We start from the raw sequence: 23,712 nt of genomic DNA on the forward strand, positions 1-23,712 counted from the left end.
CGTAGGCATCAATTACCTACGATGGGAGAATTTCATGCGTTTTGACAAGCTTACGACTAAATTCCAACAAGCATTCGCTGATGCACAGAGTATTGCAATCGGCCAGGATAATCCGGTCATAGAACCTCAGCATCTGCTGCTGGCGCTCTTGCAGCAAGAAGATGGCAGCACTTTGTCTTTATTGCAGCGCTCCGGTGTCAACACAACGCCTTTGCAGGAAAGTATCAAGCAAAGCATCCAGCGTTTGCCGAAGGTGGAACATTCCGGCGGCGAGATTACTATTTCCCGTACTCTGAATAATTTGCTCAATTTGGCTGATAAAGAAGCGCAGAAACGCAACGATCAATTTATCGCATCCGAGATGTTTCTGTTGGCAGCATTACAAGATAAAGGCGACATCGGTGCGCTGCTGAAACAGCACGGCGCCAGTTCATCCGCTTTGGAAAAGGCGATTAATGCCGTGCGCGGCGGAGAACAGGTCAGCAGCGCGGAAGCCGAAAGCAGTCGCGAGGCGCTAAAAAAATATACATTGGATCTGACTGACCGGGCGCGCCAAGGTAAGCTGGACCCGGTTATCGGCCGTGACGATGAAATTCGGCGCGCCATTCAAGTATTACAACGCCGCACAAAAAATAATCCGGTGCTGATCGGTGAACCGGGCGTGGGTAAAACCGCCATTGTTGAGGGACTCGCACAGCGCATTATCAATGGTGAAGTGCCCGAAAGCCTTAAAGACAAACGTGTTTTGGTACTCGATATGGCGGCGCTATTGGCGGGCGCAAAATACCGAGGTGAATTTGAAGAACGTCTCAAAACTGTGCTGAAGGAACTTGCGCAAGACGAAGGAAAAACCATTGTATTCATCGATGAGCTGCATACCATGGTGGGTGCCGGAAAAGCGGAAGGCGCGATGGATGCCGGCAACATGTTGAAACCGGCGTTGGCACGCGGTGAATTGCATTGCATCGGTGCCACGACACTGGATGAGTATCGCAAATATATTGAAAAGGATGCCGCGCTGGAACGGCGATTCCAGAAGGTGCTGGTTGAAGAACCGACCGTTGAAGCTACCATCGCGATATTGCGCGGCTTGCAGGAAAAATACGAGCTACATCACGGCGTGGAAATCACCGATCCGGCTATCGTCGCAGCAGCAGAGCTTTCTCACCGCTACATTACTGACCGTTTCCTGCCAGACAAAGCCATCGATCTGATTGATGAAGCAGCCGCACGTATCAAGATGGAAATCGATTCCAAGCCTGAGGTAATGGATAAGCTTGATCGCCGCCTGATCCAGCTCAAAATCGAGCGCGAAGCAGTGAAAAAGGAAAAAGACGAGGCTTCGCAAAAACGCCTGGCGTTGATCGAAGACGAGATTCAGAAGCTGGAACGTGAATATGCCGATCTCGAAGAAGTATGGAAAATCGAGAAAGGCGCTGCGCAAGGTGCAGCCAGTATCAAGGAAGAAATCGACCGTGTGAAGGCGGAAGTGATGAAATTCCAGCGCGAAGGCAAACTAGAAAAAGTTGCCGAACTGCAGTACGGCAAGTTGCCGCAGCTCGAAGCCAAATTAAAGGAAGCCGCGCAATACGAAGCCGAAGGCGGACAAAACAAATTGCTGCGCACGCAAGTCGGCGCCGAGGAGATTGCCGAAGTTGTATCGCGAGCAACCGGCATCCCGGTATCCAAAATGATGCAAGGCGAACGGGAAAAGCTGTTGCTCATGGAACAAAAACTACACGAGCGGGTGGTCGGTCAAGACGAAGCAGTCCGGTTGGTATCGGATGCGATCCGCCGGTCACGCGCCGGTTTATCCGATCCTAACCGGCCTTACGGTTCATTCTTGTTTCTCGGCCCGACCGGTGTCGGAAAAACCGAGCTGTGCAAAGCACTCGCCGGGTTTCTGTTTGATTCCGAAGATCATTTGATCCGAGTCGACATGTCCGAATTCATGGAGAAACATTCCGTCGCACGTCTGATCGGCGCACCGCCAGGATATGTCGGTTACGAAGAAGGCGGTTATTTAACCGAACTCGTCCGCAGAAAACCGTATGCGGTCATTTTGCTCGATGAAGTCGAGAAAGCCCATCCGGATGTATTTAACGTATTGCTGCAAGTGCTCGACGATGGCCGCATGACCGATGGCCAAGGGCGCACGGTGGATTTCAAGAATACCGTAATCGTCATGACTTCGAATCTGGGATCTCAGATGATTCAGGAAATGGCTGGCAGCGAGTATCAAACGGTTAAGAATGCGGTGATGGGCGAAGTTAAAACCTACTTCCGCCCGGAATTCATTAACCGGATCGATGAAGTGGTTGTGTTCCATTCGCTGGATCAAAAGCATATCCAATCAATTGCCAGAATACAGTTACACGGTTTAGAAGCAAGATTGGCAAAACTTGAAATGAAGTTGGAGGTTAGCGACGCCGCGTTATCGGCGATTTCACAAACCGGATTTGATCCGATCTTTGGTGCGCGTCCTCTCAAACGGGCGATTCAGGCGCAAATCGAGAATCCGCTTGCTAAAGAGATTCTGGAAGGTAATTTTGTTGCAAAAGACACGATCTGGGTTGATTTAAAAAATGATGCCATCAGTTTTATCAAAAAAACATAATAGGCATTTATTTTCAATAGGTTGAATAATTATTCAAATTGTAGCGACGTTACAGGCAAGCCATTGGCTTGCCTGCGCATTTCGTGAGACTGCTTAATTAATACCAGATTCGGGTAAAATGTGTTTTTTTGACTGGGAAGTTCGTCATGATTAAAGGTAGCTTGGTTGCTATCGTCACTCCCATGGATGAAGAAGGTGGATTGGACTTGGATCGTTTCCGCTCCCTTCTTGATTTCCACATTGAACAGGGTACCGATGGCGTGGTTGTGGTTGGCACCACAGGTGAATCACCGACTGTTGACTTTGAAGAACATCATTTATTGATGCAGATAGCAGTCGATCATGTGGCAGGACGCATACCGGTAATCGCGGGGACTGGCGCCAATTCAACACGTGAAGCCATTGACTTATCGATTCATGCAAAAAACGCGGGAATTGATGCTTGCCTCTCGGTTGCCCCTTATTACAACAAACCCACCCAGGAAGGACTCTATCAACATTTTAAAGCCATCGCTGAGGCTGTTGATATTCCACAAATTTTATACAACGTACCCGGCCGGACAGTTGCCGACATTCAGAATGAAACCGCATTACGTTTGGCTCAGATTCCCAATATTATCGGGATTAAAGATGCAACCGGCGATATTGGCCGAGGCACGGAGTTACTGCAATGCGCCCCAGCAAATTTTGCGGTATACAGCGGCGACGATGCCAGCGGTTTGGCATTGCTGTTATTGGGCGCGACCGGTGTTATTTCAGTAACTGCCAATGTTGCGCCGCGACTCATGCACGATATGTGCGTAGCGGCTTTTTCAGGCGATCTCACCACTGCACGTGAAATCAATAACAAGCTGTTACGCTTGCACATTGATCTGTTTGTCGAAGCAAATCCGATCCCGGTGAAATGGGCCGTTGCGCAAATGGGATTAATTGGCCACGGAATCCGTTTGCCTCTAACGCCTTTATCCGAAAAATACCATCAACTTATTCGTCAAGCTATGGAATCGGCCAGCATCCAATAATTAAAGGGATAAGATGTCAAAAATGAAATGGCGCAAGGTAATCGTAACTACATCAGTATTGACGCTTTCATTAATCCAGACAGGTTGCAAAACGATCGACCTGTTCCCGGACACAAAAACGATTGATTATAAATCGGCCGGCCGATTACCCGCGCTGGATATTCCGCCGGATCTCATACAACCGGCGATCGACGAACGCTATTCGATCCCGGAGCTGAGTTCATCCGGCAGCACTACTTTCTCGTCGTATAGCAGTGAACGCGGTGGACAGCAAAACACCGGCATGTCCGGTTTATTACCGTCATCGGTACAAAATGTTCATATCGAACGATCCGGAACGCAACGCTGGCTGGTCATCCCGCAATCCCCTGAGGTGGTGTGGCCGGTTGTAAAGGAATTCTGGCAAGAATTGGGTTTTTTAATCAAAATTGAAATCCCGGAGGCCGGCATTATGGAAACCGATTGGGCTGAGAATCGCGCAAAAATTCCTCAGGATTTTCTCCGGACTTTTATTTCCACTTTTCTGGATAGCATATATTCAACCGCTGAACGAGATAAATTCCGTACCCGCCTCGAACGCAACGAAAACGGCAATACTGAAATTTATATCAGTCATCGTGGCATGACCGAAACTTTGGAGGGCAATCTAAACCGGTCAGTCTGGCAGCCTCGCCCCGCGGATCCTGATCTGGAAGCGGAAATGTTATCGCGTTTGATGATGCGTTTTGGCGTGGAAGAACAAAAAGCAAAAATGGAATTAACGACGGGTAGAAGCAGCACCTATGAGCGCGCTTTTATCGACAAAGACGAAACTTCGCTGCTTGTTTATGAAGCATTCGACAGATCGTGGCGGCGCGTCGGTTTAGCGTTGGATCGCATCGGTTTCACCGTTGAAGATCGCAACCGTGAAGAAGGTATTTATTATGTACGCTTCGTCAATCTGGACAAAGACAGTAAGAAAAAAGGCGACGATGAAGGGATTCTCTCAAATATTATGTTTTGGAGAAGCGGTGATAAAGATGATTCCAAAGCGGCAAAATATCGCATCTATGTACACAATGCCGGAACCAATTCAAGCAAGATCACGCTGTCGAATGACGACGGATCCGCGGTAAATTCCGTCACAACCAGCCGGATATTGAAGTTATTGCACGAGCAACTTAAATAAATAACCTTACAAGGCTTTATCTTTAGTAAAATCGGGGTTGCTGGAAAACAAAAAAACCGCCTTGAAGGCGGTTTTTTTGTGATGAGCCATTTAATTGACTATCAATTAGTGCCCTGGTTTGCTTGTTCCACCGTATGGACGAGGATCCGCTCCTTCTTTCAAGCAGTTGCCATTGGCGTCGATCCCATGAGGACAATCGACATCTTCGCCACGAAGGGCTCTTTCATAATTTGCTTTTTCGGTTTCAGGTAATGCTTGATTTTTTGCACCACCACAAGCAGATAATGTCAAGGCAAACAATGCAGCAGCCAGAAGTGAATATTTCATTATAAATTTTCCTTATAAAAGTTCTTAAAAGAGTTTTGCAGTATATAACGAATTTTAACAATCACTCAAGTCCAATCATAAGCTTAAGGGAAAGTTCCTCGGAAAATACTGCGCTCAAGGATTACATCACCAAGATAAGTATTATCTATTTAATGCTTTCCTTTTTTATGCAAAACCATTCTTAACTGATTGCACTTCTGGTTAAAAATGGAATTTCAAGATTTTGATTGATATCAAAGCAACTAAGCAATCCAGGCTTAAACTACCAATCAAATCGTCACAAACGCTCTAAAGAGAGAATTTGTGACTTTTTAGGGAAAAACTATTAAACAGAACTTCACCGAACGCCCTTAAAAACCCTAGGACCTTTCAAGTCTGTTCATCCTGTTTATTTCAATTCTTCAGGCTCAGAATCTCTTGGTGCATAAGCTGACGGAGGCGGTTTATCCATTGGATAACCATCCAGACTCTTTTTGCCCTCACATGCACTTAATGTCAAAATCGCGAATGCAATCGCTACAAGTGAAAATCTCAAAATTTAATCTCCATATTCTTTATTTGATATGCGCTAATAGCTTAATCGAACTTTTCGGATTACACAAATTTAACACGTCTGCGCATCATTCATTGAACAAAGCGACGATTATCATCAAATCCAATCAGAACTAATTTTTCAGCTTAATGTATCCATTTTCATACCATTCATAAAGAATTTTCGCGGTTTCTTGATCGATGATTTTAACTGGCATCAATTCATGATCATCCGCCAGTTTTACCAAAATCCGATAGGCTTCGTCGCCTGCACTGATACTCTCGCCGTTGATAAAAAACTGATTGCGCCCGCATAACATTCTGCTCTTCAGATCAAGTGCCAAACCGTTCTCACAAACCGATTGAATAAAATCCCGAAACGATATCGGCTCTGCTGGCTGTTCAAAAAAAACATGAGATTTCGGTTCGGAGAGATAAATACCCAGGAAATCTTCGACATCGTTGCGATTCCATTTGATTTTTTGCAATATGGTCTGAACTTGCGACAACATCGCTGAACTCAAAATGGATGGGTGAGATTGCAATTGCAAATCAGGATCCGCATACCGGCCTGCTGCTGACACGCGATCTTGCAAAAAAACCAAAAACTGTGTCATCAGCTCCTCATAACTGGGCGCGCGGAAACCAATTGAATAGGTCATGCAATCGTCTTCCGCTATCCCATTATGCGCGTATTTGGGAGGCAAGTAGAGCATATCGCCTGGCGCCAGTATCCATTCTTGTTCCGGATAAAAGTTTTTTAAAATGCGCAGCGGCGCATCCTCAATGAAAGCATCATCGGACTGAGCCGATATCTGCCAACGTCTTGATCCAAGGCCTTGGAGCAAAAAAACATCATAAGAATCGAAATGCGGCCCGATTCCACCTCCCTTAGGCGCATAACTCACCATCAAATCATCCAGCCGCGCATGTGGAATAAAACGAAACCTGGACAACAATTCCCGGGCCGACGGAAGAAAATGATTAACATCCTGAACCAACAGCGTCCACTGTTTTTTCGGTAATCTTTCAAAATCTTGATCAACCAATGGTCCATGTTTCAGTTGCCAACGTCCATTTTTCTGAACAACCAGTCGAGATTGCGCGTCCTCGGAACACGCAAGCGAGACCAACTCATCTCGCGTCAGCAAACCCTTAAAGCCGGGCAGCGCATTTCTGATCAACAAAGGCTGCTTTTGCCAGTAATCACGCAAAAAAGCTTTCGGGGTCAAATCTCCGAGCGTAATCATTTCAATCATTCAGTAATTCAACCTCTCAGTTCGGGTAAAGGCTTCGATCGCAATATAAATTGCAAAGCCAATCCATTATTACACCAACGCTCACCACGTGGAGATGGCCCATCTTTAAATACATGCCCTTGATGCCCGCCACAGCGGGCACAATGATATTCCATACGCATAAAAATCAATGAATAGTCATGTTTGGTTCCGACATGTCCCGCTATCGGTTGCGTAAAGCTAGGCCATCCGGTGCCGCTGTCATATTTATGTTTGCTCTCAAATAATGGCAAATAACACGCAGCGCAAATATAAGTCCCTTCCCGATACTCGGTATTTAACGCGCTGCTGCCTGGTTCCTCGGTGTGTTCCTCGAACAGCACTTGAAACGCTTCAGGCGATATGAGTTCACGCCATTCATGATAAGGTTTTTTCAATGACCGAAGTGTCCCAGTCACGTGATCTCCCGCCATTACTTGAAGCGGCAACCATGTCAGAACTGACGGCAAGACAATAATCTGACGAAGAAATACCCGTCGTTCCATTGCAAGACGCTCCTTGATAGTTGATACAAGAAAGCATAATTCTACCGTATCCGGATTCAATCCATTTTACTGGAACGACTTCATCAAATGCGCCAGCAAAAACACCCGAGTTAGCATTACTCGCCGTGCAGATTTATTGACAAATCCTGTATCATCACACTTTTAGATAATTTTCCCAGTTCACATGAAGATCACTTTTCTGGAATTTGAGCAGAATATTGCAGAATTTGAATCAAAAATTGAAGAATTACGATTTGCGCAAGATGATTCGGCACTCGATATTTCAGCAGAAATCGCTCGTTTACAGGCCAAGAGTCTTTCTCTAACAAAAAATGTGTACGCCAAGCTGACACCCTGGCAAATTTCGCAAGTCGCACGACACCCGCAACGTCCCTATACGCTCGACTATATCGAGCACTTATTCACCGATTTCGAGGAACTGCATGGGGACCGCAATTTCGCTGATGATCATGCCATTGTCGGTGGCTTGGCAAGATTCAACGGTCAGACTGTCATGGTGATCGGCCATCAAAAAGGGCGGGACACACGGGAAAAAATTTATCGCAACTTTGGCATGCCGAAGCCGGAGGGTTATCGTAAAGCGCTTCGCTTAATGCGCTTGGCTGAGAAATTTTCTATTCCGTTGATTACCTTTATCGATACTCCGGGTGCTTATCCGGGCATCGATGCCGAAGAACGCGGACAATCGGAAGCCATTGGCAAGAATCTTTATGTACTGGCAGAATTGCGAGTGCCTGTGATATGTATCATTATCGGTGAAGGCGGTTCCGGTGGTGCTTTGGCAGTCGCAGTCGGTGATGTTATCCACATGCTGCAATACGCCACGTACTCGGTAATATCTCCTGAAGGTTGTGCTTCGATCTTATGGAAAAGCGCCGACAAAGCGCCGGATGCCGCAGAAATCATGGGTATTACCGCCGACCGTCTAAAGTCGGTGAATTTAATCGACAGCATTATCAGCGAACCCATCGGCGGCGCGCATCGTGACTATCCGGCGATCATGCAATCCGTCAAAAGTGTTTTACAAGAATCCCTCCGCAAACTTCAAGATCAATCCATTGAAACACTGTTGGAAAAACGTCTGGATCGACTAATGACCTATGGCGCATTCAAGGAAGTCAAAATCGACTAGCTTGCTGTGTCATGTTCAAGAAGCATTACATACACATATCAGACCCAATGACCGGTTAGCCATCGCTTTGAGCGGCGGTGTCGATTCCGTTGTCTTGCTCCATGTACTTTCTAAGCTTTCCGCAGAAATCCCTTTGTCGCTTACTGCGGTTCACGTCAATCACGGCATCAGCCGGAATGCGTTGCTCTGGAGCCAATTTTGCAGCGATCTCTGCCGCAGCTATGGCATCCCGATTGATATCGCCAATCTAAATCTAAAAAAAGAACCCGGCGTCAGCCTTGAAGCGCTTGCCCGGGATGAACGCTATCGGATTTTCAGTCGCACCCAAGCCGATCACGTGGTCTTAGCCCATCATCTGGATGATCAGGCTGAAACGCTACTGCTGCAATTACTCCGTGGCGCAGGTATCAAGGGGCTAAGCGGCATGCCCTGGATCAGAAGACAGCCTGACGTTGCCGCACCGCAGTTATTGCGGCCATTTTTAGAAGTCACGCGGGATCAGATTGAAGCTTATGCGCGGCAACATCGACTGAATTGGATTTATGATGAAAGCAATGACAGCGTTACTTACAATCGAAATTTCCTGCGCCACGAAATCCTGCCGGTACTAAAAAAACGCTACCCCGGTTATGGCAAAACCTTGCTGCGCACCAGCCGCCACTTATCCGAAGCTTCGCAATTACTCGACGAACTAGCGGAAATCGACAGCGCGAATTGCCTGGCAGCGGGAAAACTGGCAATCGACAAGATGCGCTTACTCAGTTTTTCCCGCGCAAAAAATCTGCTGCGCTATACGCTGAGCCAGCAAAACCTGCCGCTACCCAGTGCGGTAAAACTGGAAGACATATTGAAACAGCTATTATCGTCGAGTGCGGATAGTCAAATCCATATTCGTTTCGGTGATGCCGCCATTCGCTGCTTTAAAGGACTGGTTCACATCTTTCCCGAAGAAGTTACTCTGCAAGCACCACGGCCTTCGCAATTCATCTGGCAAGGCCAGTTACCGATGATTCTGACACACCTGGGTGGTACCGTCCGCTTGACTGAAACCGAATCGCAAGGCATCGATCCGCAGAAAATCTTAAACCAGTCAGTCTCATTACGGACTCGTCAAGGCGGTGAGCATTTCAAGCCGGCATGCAACCGCCCCACCCGGCGTTTGAAAAATCTGCTGCAGGAGGCATCAATTCCGCCATGGCAGCGCCGTACCATGCCATTGCTGTTCTGTAATGATCAACTGATTTGGGTACCGGGAATCGGTATCGAATGTAATTTTCAAGTAAAATCGGGTGAAACTGGAATTTTACCTATCTGGAATTCCTAGTAAAAATAGTATATTACTAACAATCAAATGTATTCACTTCGCCACAATCTAGGATATTCAACATGATTTTAATTACCGGAGGCGCCGGATTCATTGGCAGTAATTTTGTACTCGACTGGCTGGCGCAAACCGCCGAGCCCATCGTCAATCTCGATATACTGACGTATGCTGGCAATTTACAAAATTTATCGTCGGCGTCCGGAAACTCGAAGCACATTTTTGTGCAAGGCGATATCGGCGATACGCAACTGGTAGCGCAACTCTTGGCGACGCACCAGCCCCGCGCGATCATCAACATGGCGGCGGAAAGTCATGTCGACCGTTCGATTCACGGCCCGGAAGATTTTATTCAAACCAATATCCTCGGCACCTTTCGCTTGCTGGAATCGGTCCGTGCTTATTGGTCAGCGTTGGAACCAAGCGCTCGTAACAATTTCCGTTTTCTGCACGTTTCTACCGATGAAGTCTATGGCACGCTGGGAAAAGACGCTCCGGCATTTACCGAAACGCATTGTTATCAACCCAATAGTCCCTATTCGGCGAGTAAAGCCTCCAGCGACCACTTGGTGCGCGCCTATCACCATACCTACGGATTGCCGGTACTGACCACCAACTGTTCCAATAACTATGGTCCGTTTCAGTTCCCGGAAAAATTGATCCCATTAATGATTGTGAATGCCTTGGCAGGAAAGCCGCTACCTGTTTATGGTGATGGCTTGCAAATTCGCGATTGGTTGTACGTTATCGATCATTGCCGGGCAATCTGCCGTGTGCTGGAAGCCGGGATTCCAGGAGAAACTTATAACATTGGTGGATGGAACGAAAAAGCAAATATCGAAATCGTCAACACCATTTGCACACTGCTGGAAGAATTTTACCCAGGCTCCGATTTCAAGCGTTTGATCACTTATGTCAAAGACCGGCCGGGACACGACCGGCGCTATGCGATCAACGCGCAAAAAATTGAACGCGAACTCCATTGGAAACCGTCTGAAACCTTCGATACCGGTATTCGTAAAACTGTCGAATGGTACCTGAACAATCCGCAATGGATTAAAGATGTTCAGACCGGCGCGTATCGCTCCTGGCTGGAAAAAAACTATAACGGTCGTCAGTAGCATGAAGATTTTGCTGTTCGGCAAAAGTGGTCAAGTCGGCTGGGAATTACAGCGCAGTCTGGCACCGTTAGGTAAGCTCGTTGCGCTTAATTCCAGCAGTACGGATTTATGCGGCGATTTCCGCGATCTTTCCGGGATTCAGGACTCCATTAGAAGCGTCAAACCCGGCATTATCGTCAATGCTGCCGCTTATACCGCAGTCGATAAAGCCGAGCAGGAGCCGGTATTGGCAAGGACGTTGAATGCTGAAGCGCCCGGGCTGCTGGCACAAGAAGCCAAACGATTAAACGCCTGGCTCATTCATTATTCAACCGATTATGTGTTCAACGGCAACGGTGACCAGCCGTTTGTTGAAAGCGACGATCCAGCACCGTTGAATGTTTATGGCCAGACCAAGCTGGAAGGTGAGCAAAATATCCAGGCATCGGGCTGCTCACACATGATTTTCCGTACCAGTTGGGTCTATGCTGCTTTCGGCAGCAATTTTATTAAAACCATCCTGCGGCTGGCGCAACAGCGCGATTCACTCAACATCGTCAACGACCAAATCGGGACACCGACCGGTGCGGAATTGATTGCGGATATCACGGCTTATGCGCTGCTGATGCTGAAGCAGCAATCGTTCACCGGCGGTATTTATCATTTGACGGCAAAAGGATACACCTCGTGGTTTGAATATGCCCAACTCATCCTGACGCAAGCAATGGCTGCAAATTATCCTTTGAAAACGCAACCCATCAATTTACAACCGATACCCAGCGGTGAATTCCCGCTCCCCGCCAAGCGTCCGTTGAACTCGCGCTTGAACACCCGCAAGCTGGAGCAGGCACTGGGTGTGCAACTGCCCGATTGGCAAACCGGCGTTCAACGGACACTGACGGAAATTCTCAGCAAATCGGATCCTTTAGCACGCTGATCACTTGAGTGACCAAGCCCCGTTTTCCAGCAGAAAGTTCATCGCAATCTGACCGAAGCGTTTGGAAAATACATCCGCAAATCCCTCACGCGGTGAAAAATCGACCAGCGTTTCCGCTTCGATCACCTCGCGAGCGACATATTCGGCGCTACCGAGTGCATCGGCAAGCCCCAAATCGATACTGCGTTTCCCTGTCCAGACAATACCGCTGTATAACTCCGGTGCATCCTTTAATCGCTCTCCCCGTCCGGCTTTTACCACTTGAATGAATTGTTCATGAACTTCGTGCAGCAATGTCGCCGCATGTGCTTTTTGTACCGGATCCAATGGCGAGAAAGGATCAAGGAAGCCTTTGTTTTCACCGGATGTCAGCAAGCGCCGCTCAATGCCCAGTTTGTCCAGTGTCCCGGCAAATCCGAAGCCATCCATAAGCACACCGATCGATCCGATCAGACTCGCTTTATCGACATAGATTTTATCCGCTGCCGAAGCTACATAATAACCACCCGATGCGCAGAAATCGCCAACCACCGCATAAATCGGGATTTCAGGGTATTTAACGCGCAAGCGGCGGATTTCATCGTTGATATACCCCGCTTGCACCGGACTTCCCCCGGGGCTGTTAATACGCAAGATCACACCCTTGGTACTCTTATCCTCAAAAGCCGAACGTAAGCTCGAGTTGATCTTATCGGCGCTGTTCATACTATTGGGAACAATCATCCCTTGCACGTCGATAACCGCCGTATGCTTTTCCGCGATCCGCACTTTGCCGTCTTCGATCCAACCCATCCCAACAAACAGCAAAATGAATAGATAACCGAACGTCAATAACTTAAAAAATATCCCCCATCTGCGAGCCCGCTGCTGTTCCCGCAACGATGCCAGCGCGAGATTCTCCAATAGATCTTTTTCCCAATTTTCTTTCTTAACTTCCGGTTCAGCCATATTAATAATTCCAATAACCTTTCTCAGAAAAACCGATTAACCCATTAAAATTCTTGAACAAGCGAATCATTTCATTGCTCAATGATTTTCATTCTATACCATTTCCAATTATATCGATCGATCAATCAAACCAATCCCAGGAAAACTATTTGTTATCCCAGGTTATTTCTTGGTTGAACATTTCCTCTTCAAGTCGGGTCAAGCGAAGGTAACTTGCTTTATCACCCATATCTAGGGTAGCGTAAAGAAGAATGTCGGATAAAATACTGAAATTGATCGAGTAGAATATGCGATCATCATTAAAAATTTAAACTATGTTACGCAAAATTCTTATCGCCAACCGTGGCGAGATTGCGGTGCGTATCATCCGCGCCTGCGCCGAAATGGGCATCCGTTCGGTGGCTATCTATTCCGAAGCAGACCGCTTTGCCTTGCATGTTAAAAAAGCGGACGAATCGTATTGCATCGGCAGCGAGCCGATGGCGTGTTATCTGAATATCCATGCATTGGTCGATCTGGCATTGGCAACCGGCTGCGACGCGGTGCATCCGGGCTACGGCTTTTTATCCGAGAACGCGCAATTCGCCCGTGCTTGCAAAGAACGCGGCTTGATCTTCATCGGCCCCGAGCCGGAAGTGATCCATCGCATGGGTGATAAAACCGAAGCGCGCAACGCGATGATCGCCGCAGGCATTCCGGTCACGCCGGGATCGGATGGCAACCTGTATTCAGTTGACGAAGCTTTGCAAGTCGCGGAAAAAATCGGTTATCCGGTAATGCTGAAAGCAACTTCCGGCGGCGGCGGTCGCGGCATCCGCCGCTGCGACAACGCCGAAGAATTACGGCGCAATTACGACCGGGTGATTTCCGAAGCGACCAAAGCTTTCGGTAGCGCCAACGTGTTTCTGGAAAAATGCATCGTCAATCCGAAACACATCGAAGTGCAAGTGCTGGCCGATCATCACGGCAATGTGATTCATCTGTACGAACGCGATTGCTCGATTCAGCGCCGCAATCAGAAGCTCATCGAAATTGCGCCTTCCCCGCAACTGGACGAAGCACAACGCCAGTACATCGGCGGCCTGGCGGTAATCGCAGCGAAATCGGTCGGTTACACCAATGCAGGCACGGTAGAATTTTTGCTCGACGACAGTGGGCGGTTTTATTTCATGGAAATGAATACGCGCGTGCAGGTCGAGCACACCATCACCGAAACCATCACCGGCGTCGATATCGTCGAAGAACAAATCCGTGTTGCCGCCGGTTTACCGCTGCGATTCAAGCAGGAAGAAATCGTGCGGCGCGGTTATGCGATTCAATTCCGCGTCAACGCCGAAGACCCGAAAAACAATTTTCTGCCGAGTTTTGGCCGCATTTCGCGTTATTACGCGCCGGGCGGCCCCGGCGTGCGCACCGACACCGCGATTTATACTGGTTACGAAATTCCGCCATTTTATGATTCGATGGTAGCCAAAGTCATTGTCAGCGCGTTGACCTGGGAAGATGTCATCAAACGCGGCCAGCGCACTCTGCGCGACATGGGCTTGTTTGGCATCAAAACGACGATTCCGTATTATTTGAAGATTCTGAAACACCCGCAATTCCGCACCGGCAAATTCAACACCGGTTTTGTCGAGCAAAACCCGAATCTGATCAATTATTCCGATAAACCCCGGCCGGAAGTGCTGGCAAGCGTCATTGCCGCGGTGGTTGCGTCTCATACCGGCTTATAACGCGCGAAATATTGGATAGCGAAGGAAAACTCATGCAAAAAGTTCATATCACCGATGTCATCTTGCGCGACGCGCACCAATCCTTGATCGCCACGCGCATGCGCACCGAAGACATGCTGCCAGCCTGCGCGATGCTCGACGCAATCGGCTATTGGTCGCTGGAATGCTGGGGCGGCGCAACGTTTGACGCGTGCTTGCGCTTTTTGAAAGAAGATCCGTGGGAACGCCTGAGCAAACTCAAAGCCGCGTTGCCGAACACGCCGCTGCAAATGTTGCTGCGCGGGCAAAACCTGCTCGGTTACCGGCATTATTCCGACGATGTTGTACGCGCTTTTATCAACCGCGCCGCCGTCAACGGCATGGACGTATTCCGCATTTTCGATGCGCTTAACGATATACGCAATCTCAGAACCGCGATCGAAGCGGCCAAGGAAGCCGGCAAGCACGCACAAGGCACGATTTGCTACACCACCAGTCCGGTGCACGATATCAACAGCTTTGTGTCCCTTGCCAAGGATCTGGCGGCTTTAGGCTGTGATTCGATCGCCATCAAGGACATGGCCGGATTGTTAACACCGTATGCTACCAGCGAATTGGTCAAGGCCTTGAAAGATACGATTGATGTACCGATTCATCTGCACTCGCACGCCACCGCCGGACTCTCGGAGATGTGTCAGCTCAAAGCGATCGAAGCCGGGTGCCGTCATATCGACACAGCGTTGTCATCCTGGTCCGGCGGCACCAGCCATCCGCCGACCGAAAGCCTGGTGATGGCGCTGCAAGGCACGGAATACGATACCGGCTTGGACCCGCAAAAACTGCAGGAAGTGAACGATTACTTCGCGCAAGTGCGCAAAAAATACCACCGTTTCGAAAGCGAATTCACTGGCGTCGACACCCGAGTGCACGTATTCCAGGTACCCGGCGGCATGATTTCGAATCTCGCCAACCAATTGCAGGAACGCAATGCGCTGGATCGCATCAACGAAGTTTATGCGGAAATCCCGCGCGTGCGCAAAGACCTGGGTTATCCACCGCTGGTCACGCCGACTTCGCAAATCGTCGGCACGCAAGCGGTGCTGAACGTACTCACCGGCAAGCGTTACGAAACCATCACCAACGAAGTCAAACGCTACCTGCAAGGCGGCTACGGTAAAGCGCCCGCGCCGATTGATACCAAACTGCAAAAACGCGCGATCGGCAAGGAGGAGATGATCGACTGCCGCCCCGCAGATCTGCTGAAACCGGAATTCGACAACCTGCGCCGCGAAATCGGTCATTTAGCGTTAAACGATGAAGACGTGCTGAGCTATGCGATGTTCCCTGAAGTCGGCAAGCAATTCCTGGAACTGCGCTCGACCGGTCACTTGGTACCCGAACCGTTAGAGATAGCCACGGCAGCGGCGGATGGTTTGCAAAAAGCACCAACCGAATTCAACGTGGCGTTACACGGCGAATCGTATCATGTCAAAGTCACCGGTACCGGCCCCAAGAACGATACATTGCGGCATTTTTATTTCATGGTCGACGGCATGCCGGAAGAAATCGTCGTCGAAACGCTCGATGAAATCGTGCTCGACGGTGGCACTCAAGGCGCGGTCAAAAGCACCATCGGCAGCAAACGCCGCCGTCCCACTGCCGAAGGCGATGTCGTCGTCAGCATGCCGTGCAACATCCTCGACGTGCTCGTCAAAGTCGATCAGAAAGTCACCGCCGGACAACCGGTGCTGATTACCGAAGCGATGAAAATGGAAACCGAAATCACCGCCCCGATCAGCGGCACCGTCAAAGCCGTGCACGTGATCAAAGGCGAATCGGTGAATCCGAATGAGGTGTTGATTGAGATTGTGGCGGGGTAATGACCGGCTTTATTGGAGTGAAGAGAATCACGCTTTCATCGTCGAAATTCCGGAACTACCCGGTTATATGGCGGACAGAAGAAACCTGTCAGCTAGGGAACATATCAGATCGATCCCGGAATTTAAAGGTAAGTTGATGTTTGCGCATCTGGAATGTCAACATAATGAAATCAACCCCCAGTGTTTAATCGCTATGAGGTGGCACGAATGAAAATATGGGAAAAATGCAAAATTCCATGTGAGATTCAACAATAGTTACCCCGATGATGGATGATTTTTTCGAAACCAATGTTGCACAATTAAACCGTGAATTTCCTTCGATCAAAGAAATTGGTATTGCGAGCAAGAATTTCCTGTATCACCAGGGCGATTCAAGCGTTTATGTTTATTGGATCAAAAGTGGAATCGTAAAATTATCATATCTGACAGCACAGGGAACCGAGATCACCACTGCATTACTCAAAAAAGGAGAAGTAATCGGTTATTTATCCAGCAATACCGAACCTCAAGCAATGGAAGAAACCGCACAAGCGATCGGAGATGTTCAATGCTATCGTATATCCCATAACGATTTTAAGGTTCTGCTACTGCAACATCCGCAACTGTTATGGCCTGTTTTTGAGCAAACTTATGCACGAAAGCAAAAGACCGAACGCAAACTCAGAACCATTTTAACGCAACCAGTCGAGATACGTCTTGCAACAACGCTTTTAGAATTAGCTGAAATGTTTGGAATTCAGTGCTCGCATGGCTATGCATTGGAAATCCATTTAACGCAGCAAGATGTAGCGGATCTGATCGGCGCTAGTCGTTCCGTCGTCAGTACCCATCTGAATAATTTCAGAAACAGCGGCATACTTGACTATACTCGTGATCAGATCTGCATCAACGATGTCGCACTCATTAACGCTTACCACCAGATGTAACGCCCATTCCCGCAATCCTGTTATGTAGCTAACAGACGTCACTGCTATGCTGTATTAATGTGCTGTATAGGACAACCGCAGGGGTTGACCATTATTAATACAGGAGCATTGACATGAAATTAATCTCACCGCGAATTCATGGTTATTTGGATATTGTCACCGTACTTTTATTTTTACTGGCGCCGACGCTATTTGGACTGAATCAGCTACCAGCCTGGCTTGCTTATAGTCTTGCAGTCGTTCACTTGATAGTTACTTTGACATCCGACTTCCCTTTCGGGATCATCAAAATTATCCCTTTCCCAATCCATGGATGGATCGAACGTATCGTCGGGCCAACTCTGGTTGCGATACCATTTATTTTAGATTTTTCTTCAGATGAAATTGCGCGCAATTTTTATATTGCCGCCGGGATTGTCATTATTGCAGTTGGGCTATTAACGGATTATCGGAACAATAAAATCCAATAATCTAGGGATCTGCCGGACTAAAACAATTGTAGCGAGTCAAGCGGAAGATCAAGTTCAGGTTTTCTTGATTTTGAGGTGCATAGTTTGGCTATGCAACGAAAAACTGATGAAAAATGGTGCATCATCCCTTTGGCGTAGTTGATTAGCTTTAGATCCGGCGAGCTATAGTCAAATCTGGTGTACGGAGAATCAAGCGGCTTGCTGTTTTTGATCTCCTTTTTGTTTAACGCCGTTAACGAACTTGATGCCCTGCACAACGTCCGCTAACAATTTATAACCTCTCAGCCGGAACCATTTCTTCTGCGCCGTTTCCATCAGTTTAAACGCCATCGTCAAGGTTGTTGTCCGACTTCCACAGTTTTTGGTTCTGGCTGTTCTCAGTCGGACAGTTGCAAAAACTGATTCGACTGGATTGGTTGTTCTAATGTGCTGCCAGTTTTCTGCAGGATAATCATAGAAGGCCAGCATGGAATCTTTATCCTTTGCCAGGCATTCCATCGCTTTTGGATATTTCGGACTGAACCGTTCAACACAGTGATCAAACGCTTTATAAGCCTTTTCCCGTGTTTCCGCCTGCCAGATGTTATGCAATGCTTCCTTGACCTTGGGTTGCATGGCTTTGGGCAGCTTTTCCATTACATTTACGGTTTTATGCACCCAGCAGCGCTGTTGACCGGTATCCGGCCAGCATTGAGCTACAGCTTTCCAGAATCCCAATGCGCCGTCACCGACAGCCAATCTGGGAGCGTCTTTGAGGCCACGTTGTTTCAAGTCCATCAATACTTCAGTCCAGCTTGCTTCAGACTCACGATAACCGTCAGACAACGCCAGCAATTCTTCACGTCCCGTTTCATCAGAGCCGATAATCACCAGAAAACATAACCGGTCATCCATTCTCACCGTACTGTAGATACCATCAGCCCAGACGTAAACATACCGTTTGCCAGTCAGATCACGGCGAATCCAGTTTTGATAATCCTGTTCCCAGTTCTGCTTTAAACGGCCAATCGTTGCAGACGACAATCCGGGCGCATCTGCTCCCAGCAGGTGCTTTAACGTCTCTGTGAAATCTCCTGTTGAAACACCTCTCAGATACAACCAGGGCAAAAATTCCTCAATACTGCGCGTTCGTTTCAAGTAGGGAGGAATCAGATTGCTGTTAAATTTGATGCCGGAACCGCTGCGATCGCGTACTTTCGGCACTTTGATCCCAATATCACCAAGACCGGTTTGAATCGAGCGCTCCGGTAGATAACCATTTCTGACTACTACCGATTTTCCTTCGTCAGTTTTTAAACCGCCATGTTGCTTGAGAAAAACAGCCACTTCCGCTTCAATAGCGGTGGCCAGCATCTTACGCGCGCCTTCTCGCAGCACTTCCTGTAACGGATCATTTTGTTCTGGTTTATTCAGATTAAAAACATTACTATCTGTCATGCGGTGTTTTCCTCGTTTTGTTGATTGATCTGCCGAGATCCTCTACAACAGGTTACACCGCTTCCTTCTCCCTTGTCATACACCAGAAATAATCATAGCTCGAGATCCGGCAGACACCTAGGGAAATGCTGATTAATTGACTATACGAGCGAATCACTTCGTTGCGCGGTACTCACTCCCTTGCCTATCTTATTGATATGTCTCGGTTGCTGTGTGCCGTGCGCCTCGTGCTTCATCTCGTTCGCCGAATTAATCAACGTTTCCCTAGCGGGATAAAAAGGTAATCTTCTTGATAAACGCCTCGGCGCCGCCTTGGGTATTGTTGGTATTGGCCTGAAAAGCAATGCCTGTAATCGGCGGTGTTTTATCGTGCTTGAAAGTGGCGCGGAATTTTTCATCGACTTCGAAGTCGGTGGTAATCACTTTACCCGGCTGATCGCCGGAAGCTACGCAAAAATAACGCCCGCCCTTTTTCCATAGCTTGCCCACATACATCCGATCCACTTCGTCGGCCTTGCCAATAAATGGACTCAGAAAATAGGGCGCTTCATAGATGCCGAAAGGCAAACCGCTTGAAAGCTTTTCGGTTCCAAAGGACAACATCACGGCAATGGGGACGCTGTTTATTCCCTCATTCCAATTGGCGCCCTGCGGTGACTTGTTGACGCCCCAAACGATTTCCACCCGCTTAACATTATGAATAAAATTCTGCTGCTTCAACTGCAAGCCAAAGAATCCGGCCATCTCGCCGTCGGCGCTGATCACCAAGGCATCATTTTCAAATCGGGGGTTCAGCTTTTTGGCATCCAACTGTAGCTCGAATCCTCGTTCTTCCAACCAGGAAACGGCATTGCCATTCGACTTGCCGGAAAAATCAATGACATGAACAACTTTTTCTTCCGCTACGGCAAACGATGCCCAGCCCCACAATAAAAGAACGCCGAGTAAAAAAAGTTGATTTGGGAAGTGCTGATTCATTCGCCGCGCAAGCAGATGAGCACACCAACAGCAACAGGATCTCAATTGTTTGGTTTCATTGGTAAAAACGAGGGCGTAATTGTATGACTTTTGCCTTCATCTGCACAAGTCCATTACGGTAAAACGCGTACCGTTACGACGGATTCGGGCAGAGAATAGGACAAATGTACTAGAAAAATCGGGAGCGATTTGCTATTGCGCCCGCATAATCCGATAATTAACATCGCCAATGGAGGAAGTAGGCCAAAAAAAGAGTAAAAGTTAACAACCACTTGTAACGGCAACAATAAATTTATCACACCCGGTCCGACAACCGAGATGCACCGATTAACCTAATAATAAAACATGGAGATTCTATGAATAAATTCAAATCAACGATTATTGCTGCAGCAATAACCACCGTATTCGCTGCACCTGCCAGCGCGGCGGTCACCATTTTTTCCGATAATTTCGATAGCTATTCGCCATTGACACTCAACTGGACACCGCCCGTTGCAAGCGGATGGACAGTTACCGCCGGCACGGTTGATTTAATCGGAACCGGTTTTAACGATATCTTACCTGGCAACGGAAACTATATCGATCTGGATGGCAGCACCAGCAATAGCGGCGTTTTTGCCAACAGCGTCAATCTAACCGGCGGCGTTACCTATACCTTGTCATTTGGTCTGGCCGGCAGCCAGCGCGGTTCGACTGAAACCGCCAATGTCAATTTCGGCACTGCCAGCACTTCAGTTACGCTAGGCAGTAGTGCCGGGCTGACAGCGTATGACTTGAACTTCACGCCGGCGGCTTCCGGTATTTATAGCTTCAGTTTTGAGAATCTGGGTGGAGACAACATTGGGTTACTGCTCGATAACGTATCGGTATCCGCGGTGCCGGAACCGGAAACCTACGCCATGCTGCTCGCCGGCTTAGGAATGCTCGGTTTTATGCTGCGCAGAAAAGCAACCATTTAATTCAGTTTCGTAATACAGCCGGGGAATCCGCTTAGTCGGTGTTGATTCCCCGGAACCATCCAGAAGTTAAAGCTTTCTTCCACTACGACGCAATCTTATCCAACCGGTATTGGCCGAGAATCGCTTTGTGCGTTTCATTTCTCAACAGTTCCGAAATGTTATCCGCGCTGACCGGCTTACTGAACAGATAACCCTGCACGATTTCACAGCCAAGGTTTTGCAAGATATCCAGTTGTTCCGGTTTCTCAACGCCTTCGGCGATGATGCCATAGCCGAGCTTTTGCCCCATCTTAACCATGGAGCCGACTAAAGTCAGCGTTTTCTCGTCCGCCAGCATATCGTCAATGAAATATTTATCGATTTTCAAATAATCGGCCATCAGATGTTTAAGCGAGGCAAACGAGGAGTAACCGGATCCAAAATCGTCGATGGAGAGCAACACACCCAGATCTTTTATGTCTTGAAAAACAGCAAGATTGCGCGGATCGGTCTGTACAATGCCCTCCGTTACTTCCAGCTCCAATTCAGCCGGCGCAATTCCCACTTCATCGATAATGCGCTTAACCAGGCGGACAAATCCTTTATCCAGAAACAGGCTCGGGGAAATATTAACCGCCACGCGAAGCGATTGAAAACCTTGCGCCTTCCATGCGATCAATTGATTGCACGCAGTTCGCAACACCCATTCGGTCAGCGGTTTAATCATGCCGATCCTTTCCGCGGTGGCGATAAAATCTCCCGGCGGGATTTGGCCTAATTGCGGGTGCAGCCAACGAGACAAAGCCTCGACCCCGAAAATTTCACCGCTTTTGATGTTAATCTGGGGTTGATAAGCGAGCGATAGCTGCTGTTTTTCGATAGCTTCTCTCAGGCTCTGCTCAATTTGAAAACGATACTCCGCCTTCTCGGTGAGCTCGGCCTGATAAAACGCGTAATGATTTTTGCCATTGGCCTTCGCGGTATAAAGCGAAATATCCGCTGCTTTCAGCAAAGCCGATGAGTCTGTCGCATCATCAGGAAAATAGGCGATACCGATACTACAGGCTGGCATCAGTTTTCTGGAATATACTTCGATCGGCTGAGAAATCGCTTCAAGACAACGCTTAGCCACATTAGCGGCATAATCTTCTTCCACTTCTTCGATCAAAATGCAGAATTCATCACCACCCAACCGCGCGACAAAATCGGATTCACGGCAAGTATTCAGCAAACGCTGCGCGATCGCTTTCAGCAGCACGTCGCCGGCATCGTGCCCCAAGCTGTCGTTGACACTCTTGAAGTCATCCAGATCAATGTAGAGCAGTCCATAATGGCGGCTATGCCGGACAGAAGTTTTGGTGATTTCTTCCAGATGTTGAATAAAGGAAGCACGGCTGGCTAAGCCGGTCAGTTCATCGGTATAAGCCAGCCGGTGTATGCGTTTTTGCGCTTGATCACGTTCCATGACGATACCCGTGAGCCTGGCGGCGGCAACCAGATCTTTCAATTCCTGCTCGTCTGGCAGTGCAGGATAATCGTAATACATGCCAAACGCGCCCAATACTTTTCCACTGGAACTTTTGACCGGCTCCGACCAGCAACAGCGCATGCCATGCGGCAGCGCATATTGCTTGATTTTTGCCCATTTGGGATCAGTGTCAATGTTCTCCACCAGTACGCGCTGACCGGTAAACGTCGAGGTGCCGCAAGAGCCGACACTCGGTCCGTTTTCCAAACCGTGCACGGCTTCACGATAGGCTTGCGGCAAACTCGGCGCGCCGCCGTGCATAAGTTTATTGCCGCTCAGTTCCAGCATCGAGCAACGCATTCCCGGGTGCCGCGCTTCGTACATTAATGCAATGGCATCATAGATATCGGCGGCGGGGCGTCCGACCGCGATCATTTCCAGAATATCGGCCTGTTTACTATCGTAAGCTTCGGCTTTTTTACGCTCAGTGATATCGACATGCGTTCCAACCAAACGAACCGGTTTACCGTCGGTATCACGAATTACCAGAAATGCGCGGGAGAGCACAAAAACCTCATGCCCATCCTTGTGGCGCATGCGCATTTCCACTTCAAAGGAATCTTTGCGGCCATCAATGTAATCGCGCACCTTTCCCAGCACGATCTCTTTGTCATTCGGATGAACCAGGCTTGCCCAGGTACTCAAATTATTGGCCAGCTCGCTTTCTTCAAAACCCAGCATGCTTTTCCAGCGCGGCGAATAATACACTTCATCCGTTTCCAGATCCCAATCCCAGAGCCCGTCGTTCGCCCCGCGCATTGCCAGAGAAAACCGTTCTTCACTCACATAAAGTTCATGGGTTTGTTTCTCTGTCATCAACCTGACAGCAGCCAATTCGGAACGTAATTCCCGGATTTCTTCAAGAAGCTGAGGCTTCGTTCGATTGGCATCCCCCATAATTCCCTCTTAATTAGTGTTAATCGGCATAACCTTCAA

19 protein-coding genes are annotated in these 23,712 nt (G+C 48.4%); 12 read left to right on the forward strand and 7 right to left on the reverse strand.

The genetic code is table 11. The features are described from left to right. Positions 1–34 precede the first annotated feature (34 nt). From clpB to bamC, 3 genes are all read left to right on the forward strand, one after another. Positions 35–2,617 carry an ATP-dependent chaperone ClpB gene (clpB, locus tag ACV7NC_RS07895; RefSeq protein ID WP_458151980.1) on the forward strand — a complete coding sequence of 861 codons (2,583 nt, stop codon included), beginning with the start codon at positions 35–37 and terminating at the stop codon, positions 2,615–2,617. 146 nt (positions 2,618–2,763) lie between these two features. Continuing rightward, the gene (gene dapA / locus ACV7NC_RS07900) at positions 2,764–3,639 is read left to right on the forward strand and encodes a 4-hydroxy-tetrahydrodipicolinate synthase (RefSeq protein WP_458151981.1); all 876 of its coding nucleotides are present in this window, start codon (positions 2,764–2,766) and stop codon (positions 3,637–3,639) included. Positions 3,640–3,652: 13 nt separating this feature from the next. Beyond that, a complete protein-coding gene (gene bamC / locus ACV7NC_RS07905; RefSeq protein WP_458151982.1) occupies positions 3,653–4,807 on the forward strand; it encodes an outer membrane protein assembly factor BamC in 1,155 nt (384 codons plus the stop codon). A gap of 105 nt (positions 4,808–4,912) precedes the next feature. Here the strand turns inward: bamC and ACV7NC_RS07910 are convergent, their stop codons facing one another. The 3 genes from ACV7NC_RS07910 to msrB all read right to left on the reverse strand — a co-directional run bounded on the left by ACV7NC_RS07910 (position 4,913) and on the right by msrB (position 7,448). Beyond that, positions 4,913–5,134, reverse strand: a complete 222-nt coding sequence (locus ACV7NC_RS07910; RefSeq protein ID WP_458151983.1) for a hypothetical protein — start codon at positions 5,132–5,134, stop codon at positions 4,913–4,915. A gap of 665 nt (positions 5,135–5,799) precedes the next feature. After that, positions 5,800–6,915 carry a JmjC domain-containing protein gene (locus ACV7NC_RS07915; protein ID WP_458154875.1) on the reverse strand — a complete coding sequence of 372 codons (1,116 nt, stop codon included), beginning with the start codon at positions 6,913–6,915 and terminating at the stop codon, positions 5,800–5,802. 17 nt (positions 6,916–6,932) lie between these two features. Next, a complete protein-coding gene (msrB, locus tag ACV7NC_RS07920) occupies positions 6,933–7,448 on the reverse strand; it encodes a peptide-methionine (R)-S-oxide reductase MsrB (RefSeq protein ID WP_458151984.1) in 516 nt (171 codons plus the stop codon). Positions 7,449–7,632: 184 nt separating this feature from the next. Here msrB and ACV7NC_RS07925 point away from each other — a divergent pair, with 184 nt between their 5' ends. The 4 genes from ACV7NC_RS07925 to rfbD all read left to right on the forward strand — a co-directional run bounded on the left by ACV7NC_RS07925 (position 7,633) and on the right by rfbD (position 11,959). Continuing rightward, positions 7,633–8,601: an acetyl-CoA carboxylase carboxyltransferase subunit alpha gene (locus ACV7NC_RS07925; protein WP_458151985.1), complete on the forward strand. Its 969-nt coding sequence runs from the start codon at positions 7,633–7,635 to the stop codon at positions 8,599–8,601. After that, positions 8,570–9,925 carry a tRNA lysidine(34) synthetase TilS gene (tilS, locus tag ACV7NC_RS07930; protein WP_458151986.1) on the forward strand — a complete coding sequence of 452 codons (1,356 nt, stop codon included), beginning with the start codon at positions 8,570–8,572 and terminating at the stop codon, positions 9,923–9,925. Before ACV7NC_RS07925 ends, tilS begins: the two co-directional genes overlap by 32 nt. A gap of 62 nt (positions 9,926–9,987) precedes the next feature. Next, positions 9,988–11,043 carry a dTDP-glucose 4,6-dehydratase gene (gene rfbB / locus ACV7NC_RS07935; RefSeq protein ID WP_458151987.1) on the forward strand — a complete coding sequence of 352 codons (1,056 nt, stop codon included), beginning with the start codon at positions 9,988–9,990 and terminating at the stop codon, positions 11,041–11,043. A 1-nt stretch (position 11,044) separates the two neighbouring features. Continuing rightward, positions 11,045–11,959 carry a dTDP-4-dehydrorhamnose reductase gene (gene rfbD / locus ACV7NC_RS07940; RefSeq protein ID WP_458151988.1) on the forward strand — a complete coding sequence of 305 codons (915 nt, stop codon included), beginning with the start codon at positions 11,045–11,047 and terminating at the stop codon, positions 11,957–11,959. Here rfbD and ACV7NC_RS07945 read toward each other — a convergent pair whose 3' ends face one another. After that, positions 11,960–12,907: a S49 family peptidase gene (locus ACV7NC_RS07945; RefSeq protein WP_458151989.1), complete on the reverse strand. Its 948-nt coding sequence runs from the start codon at positions 12,905–12,907 to the stop codon at positions 11,960–11,962. Between the two features lie 314 nt (positions 12,908–13,221). Between ACV7NC_RS07945 and ACV7NC_RS07950 the strand changes: the two genes are divergently transcribed. The 4 genes from ACV7NC_RS07950 to ACV7NC_RS07965 all read left to right on the forward strand — a co-directional run bounded on the left by ACV7NC_RS07950 (position 13,222) and on the right by ACV7NC_RS07965 (position 17,895). Continuing rightward, complete coding sequence (locus tag ACV7NC_RS07950; RefSeq protein WP_458151990.1) at positions 13,222–14,640, forward strand: acetyl-CoA carboxylase biotin carboxylase subunit; 1,419 nt, start codon at positions 13,222–13,224, stop codon at positions 14,638–14,640. A 32-nt stretch (positions 14,641–14,672) separates the two neighbouring features. Beyond that, the gene (gene oadA / locus ACV7NC_RS07955) at positions 14,673–16,499 is read left to right on the forward strand and encodes a sodium-extruding oxaloacetate decarboxylase subunit alpha (protein ID WP_458151991.1); all 1,827 of its coding nucleotides are present in this window, start codon (positions 14,673–14,675) and stop codon (positions 16,497–16,499) included. Between the two features lie 263 nt (positions 16,500–16,762). Further along, on the forward strand, positions 16,763–17,425 hold the full coding sequence (locus tag ACV7NC_RS07960) for a Crp/Fnr family transcriptional regulator (protein WP_458151992.1): 663 nt from the start codon (positions 16,763–16,765) through the stop codon (positions 17,423–17,425). A 113-nt stretch (positions 17,426–17,538) separates the two neighbouring features. Then, positions 17,539–17,895 carry an SPW repeat domain-containing protein gene (locus ACV7NC_RS07965; protein ID WP_458151993.1) on the forward strand — a complete coding sequence of 119 codons (357 nt, stop codon included), beginning with the start codon at positions 17,539–17,541 and terminating at the stop codon, positions 17,893–17,895. Positions 17,896–18,084: 189 nt separating this feature from the next. On the opposite strand, the gene ACV7NC_RS07970 is transcribed toward ACV7NC_RS07965, so the two are convergent. Both ACV7NC_RS07970 and ACV7NC_RS07975 read right to left on the reverse strand, forming a co-directional pair. Next, positions 18,085–19,332: an IS256 family transposase gene (locus tag ACV7NC_RS07970; RefSeq protein WP_458151994.1), complete on the reverse strand. Its 1,248-nt coding sequence runs from the start codon at positions 19,330–19,332 to the stop codon at positions 18,085–18,087. Between the two features lie 264 nt (positions 19,333–19,596). Further along, on the reverse strand, positions 19,597–20,310 hold the full coding sequence (locus ACV7NC_RS07975; protein ID WP_458151995.1) for a hypothetical protein: 714 nt from the start codon (positions 20,308–20,310) through the stop codon (positions 19,597–19,599). A 356-nt stretch (positions 20,311–20,666) separates the two neighbouring features. Here ACV7NC_RS07975 and ACV7NC_RS07980 point away from each other — a divergent pair, with 356 nt between their 5' ends. After that, positions 20,667–21,269, forward strand: a complete 603-nt coding sequence (locus ACV7NC_RS07980) for a PEP-CTERM sorting domain-containing protein (RefSeq protein WP_458151996.1) — start codon at positions 20,667–20,669, stop codon at positions 21,267–21,269. Between the two features lie 82 nt (positions 21,270–21,351). Here ACV7NC_RS07980 and ACV7NC_RS07985 read toward each other — a convergent pair whose 3' ends face one another. Then, the gene (locus tag ACV7NC_RS07985; RefSeq protein WP_458151997.1) at positions 21,352–23,673 is read right to left on the reverse strand and encodes a bifunctional diguanylate cyclase/phosphodiesterase; all 2,322 of its coding nucleotides are present in this window, start codon (positions 23,671–23,673) and stop codon (positions 21,352–21,354) included. Between the last annotated feature and the right edge of the window lie 39 nt (positions 23,674–23,712).

The organism is Nitrosomonas limosa (genome assembly GCF_054188085.1).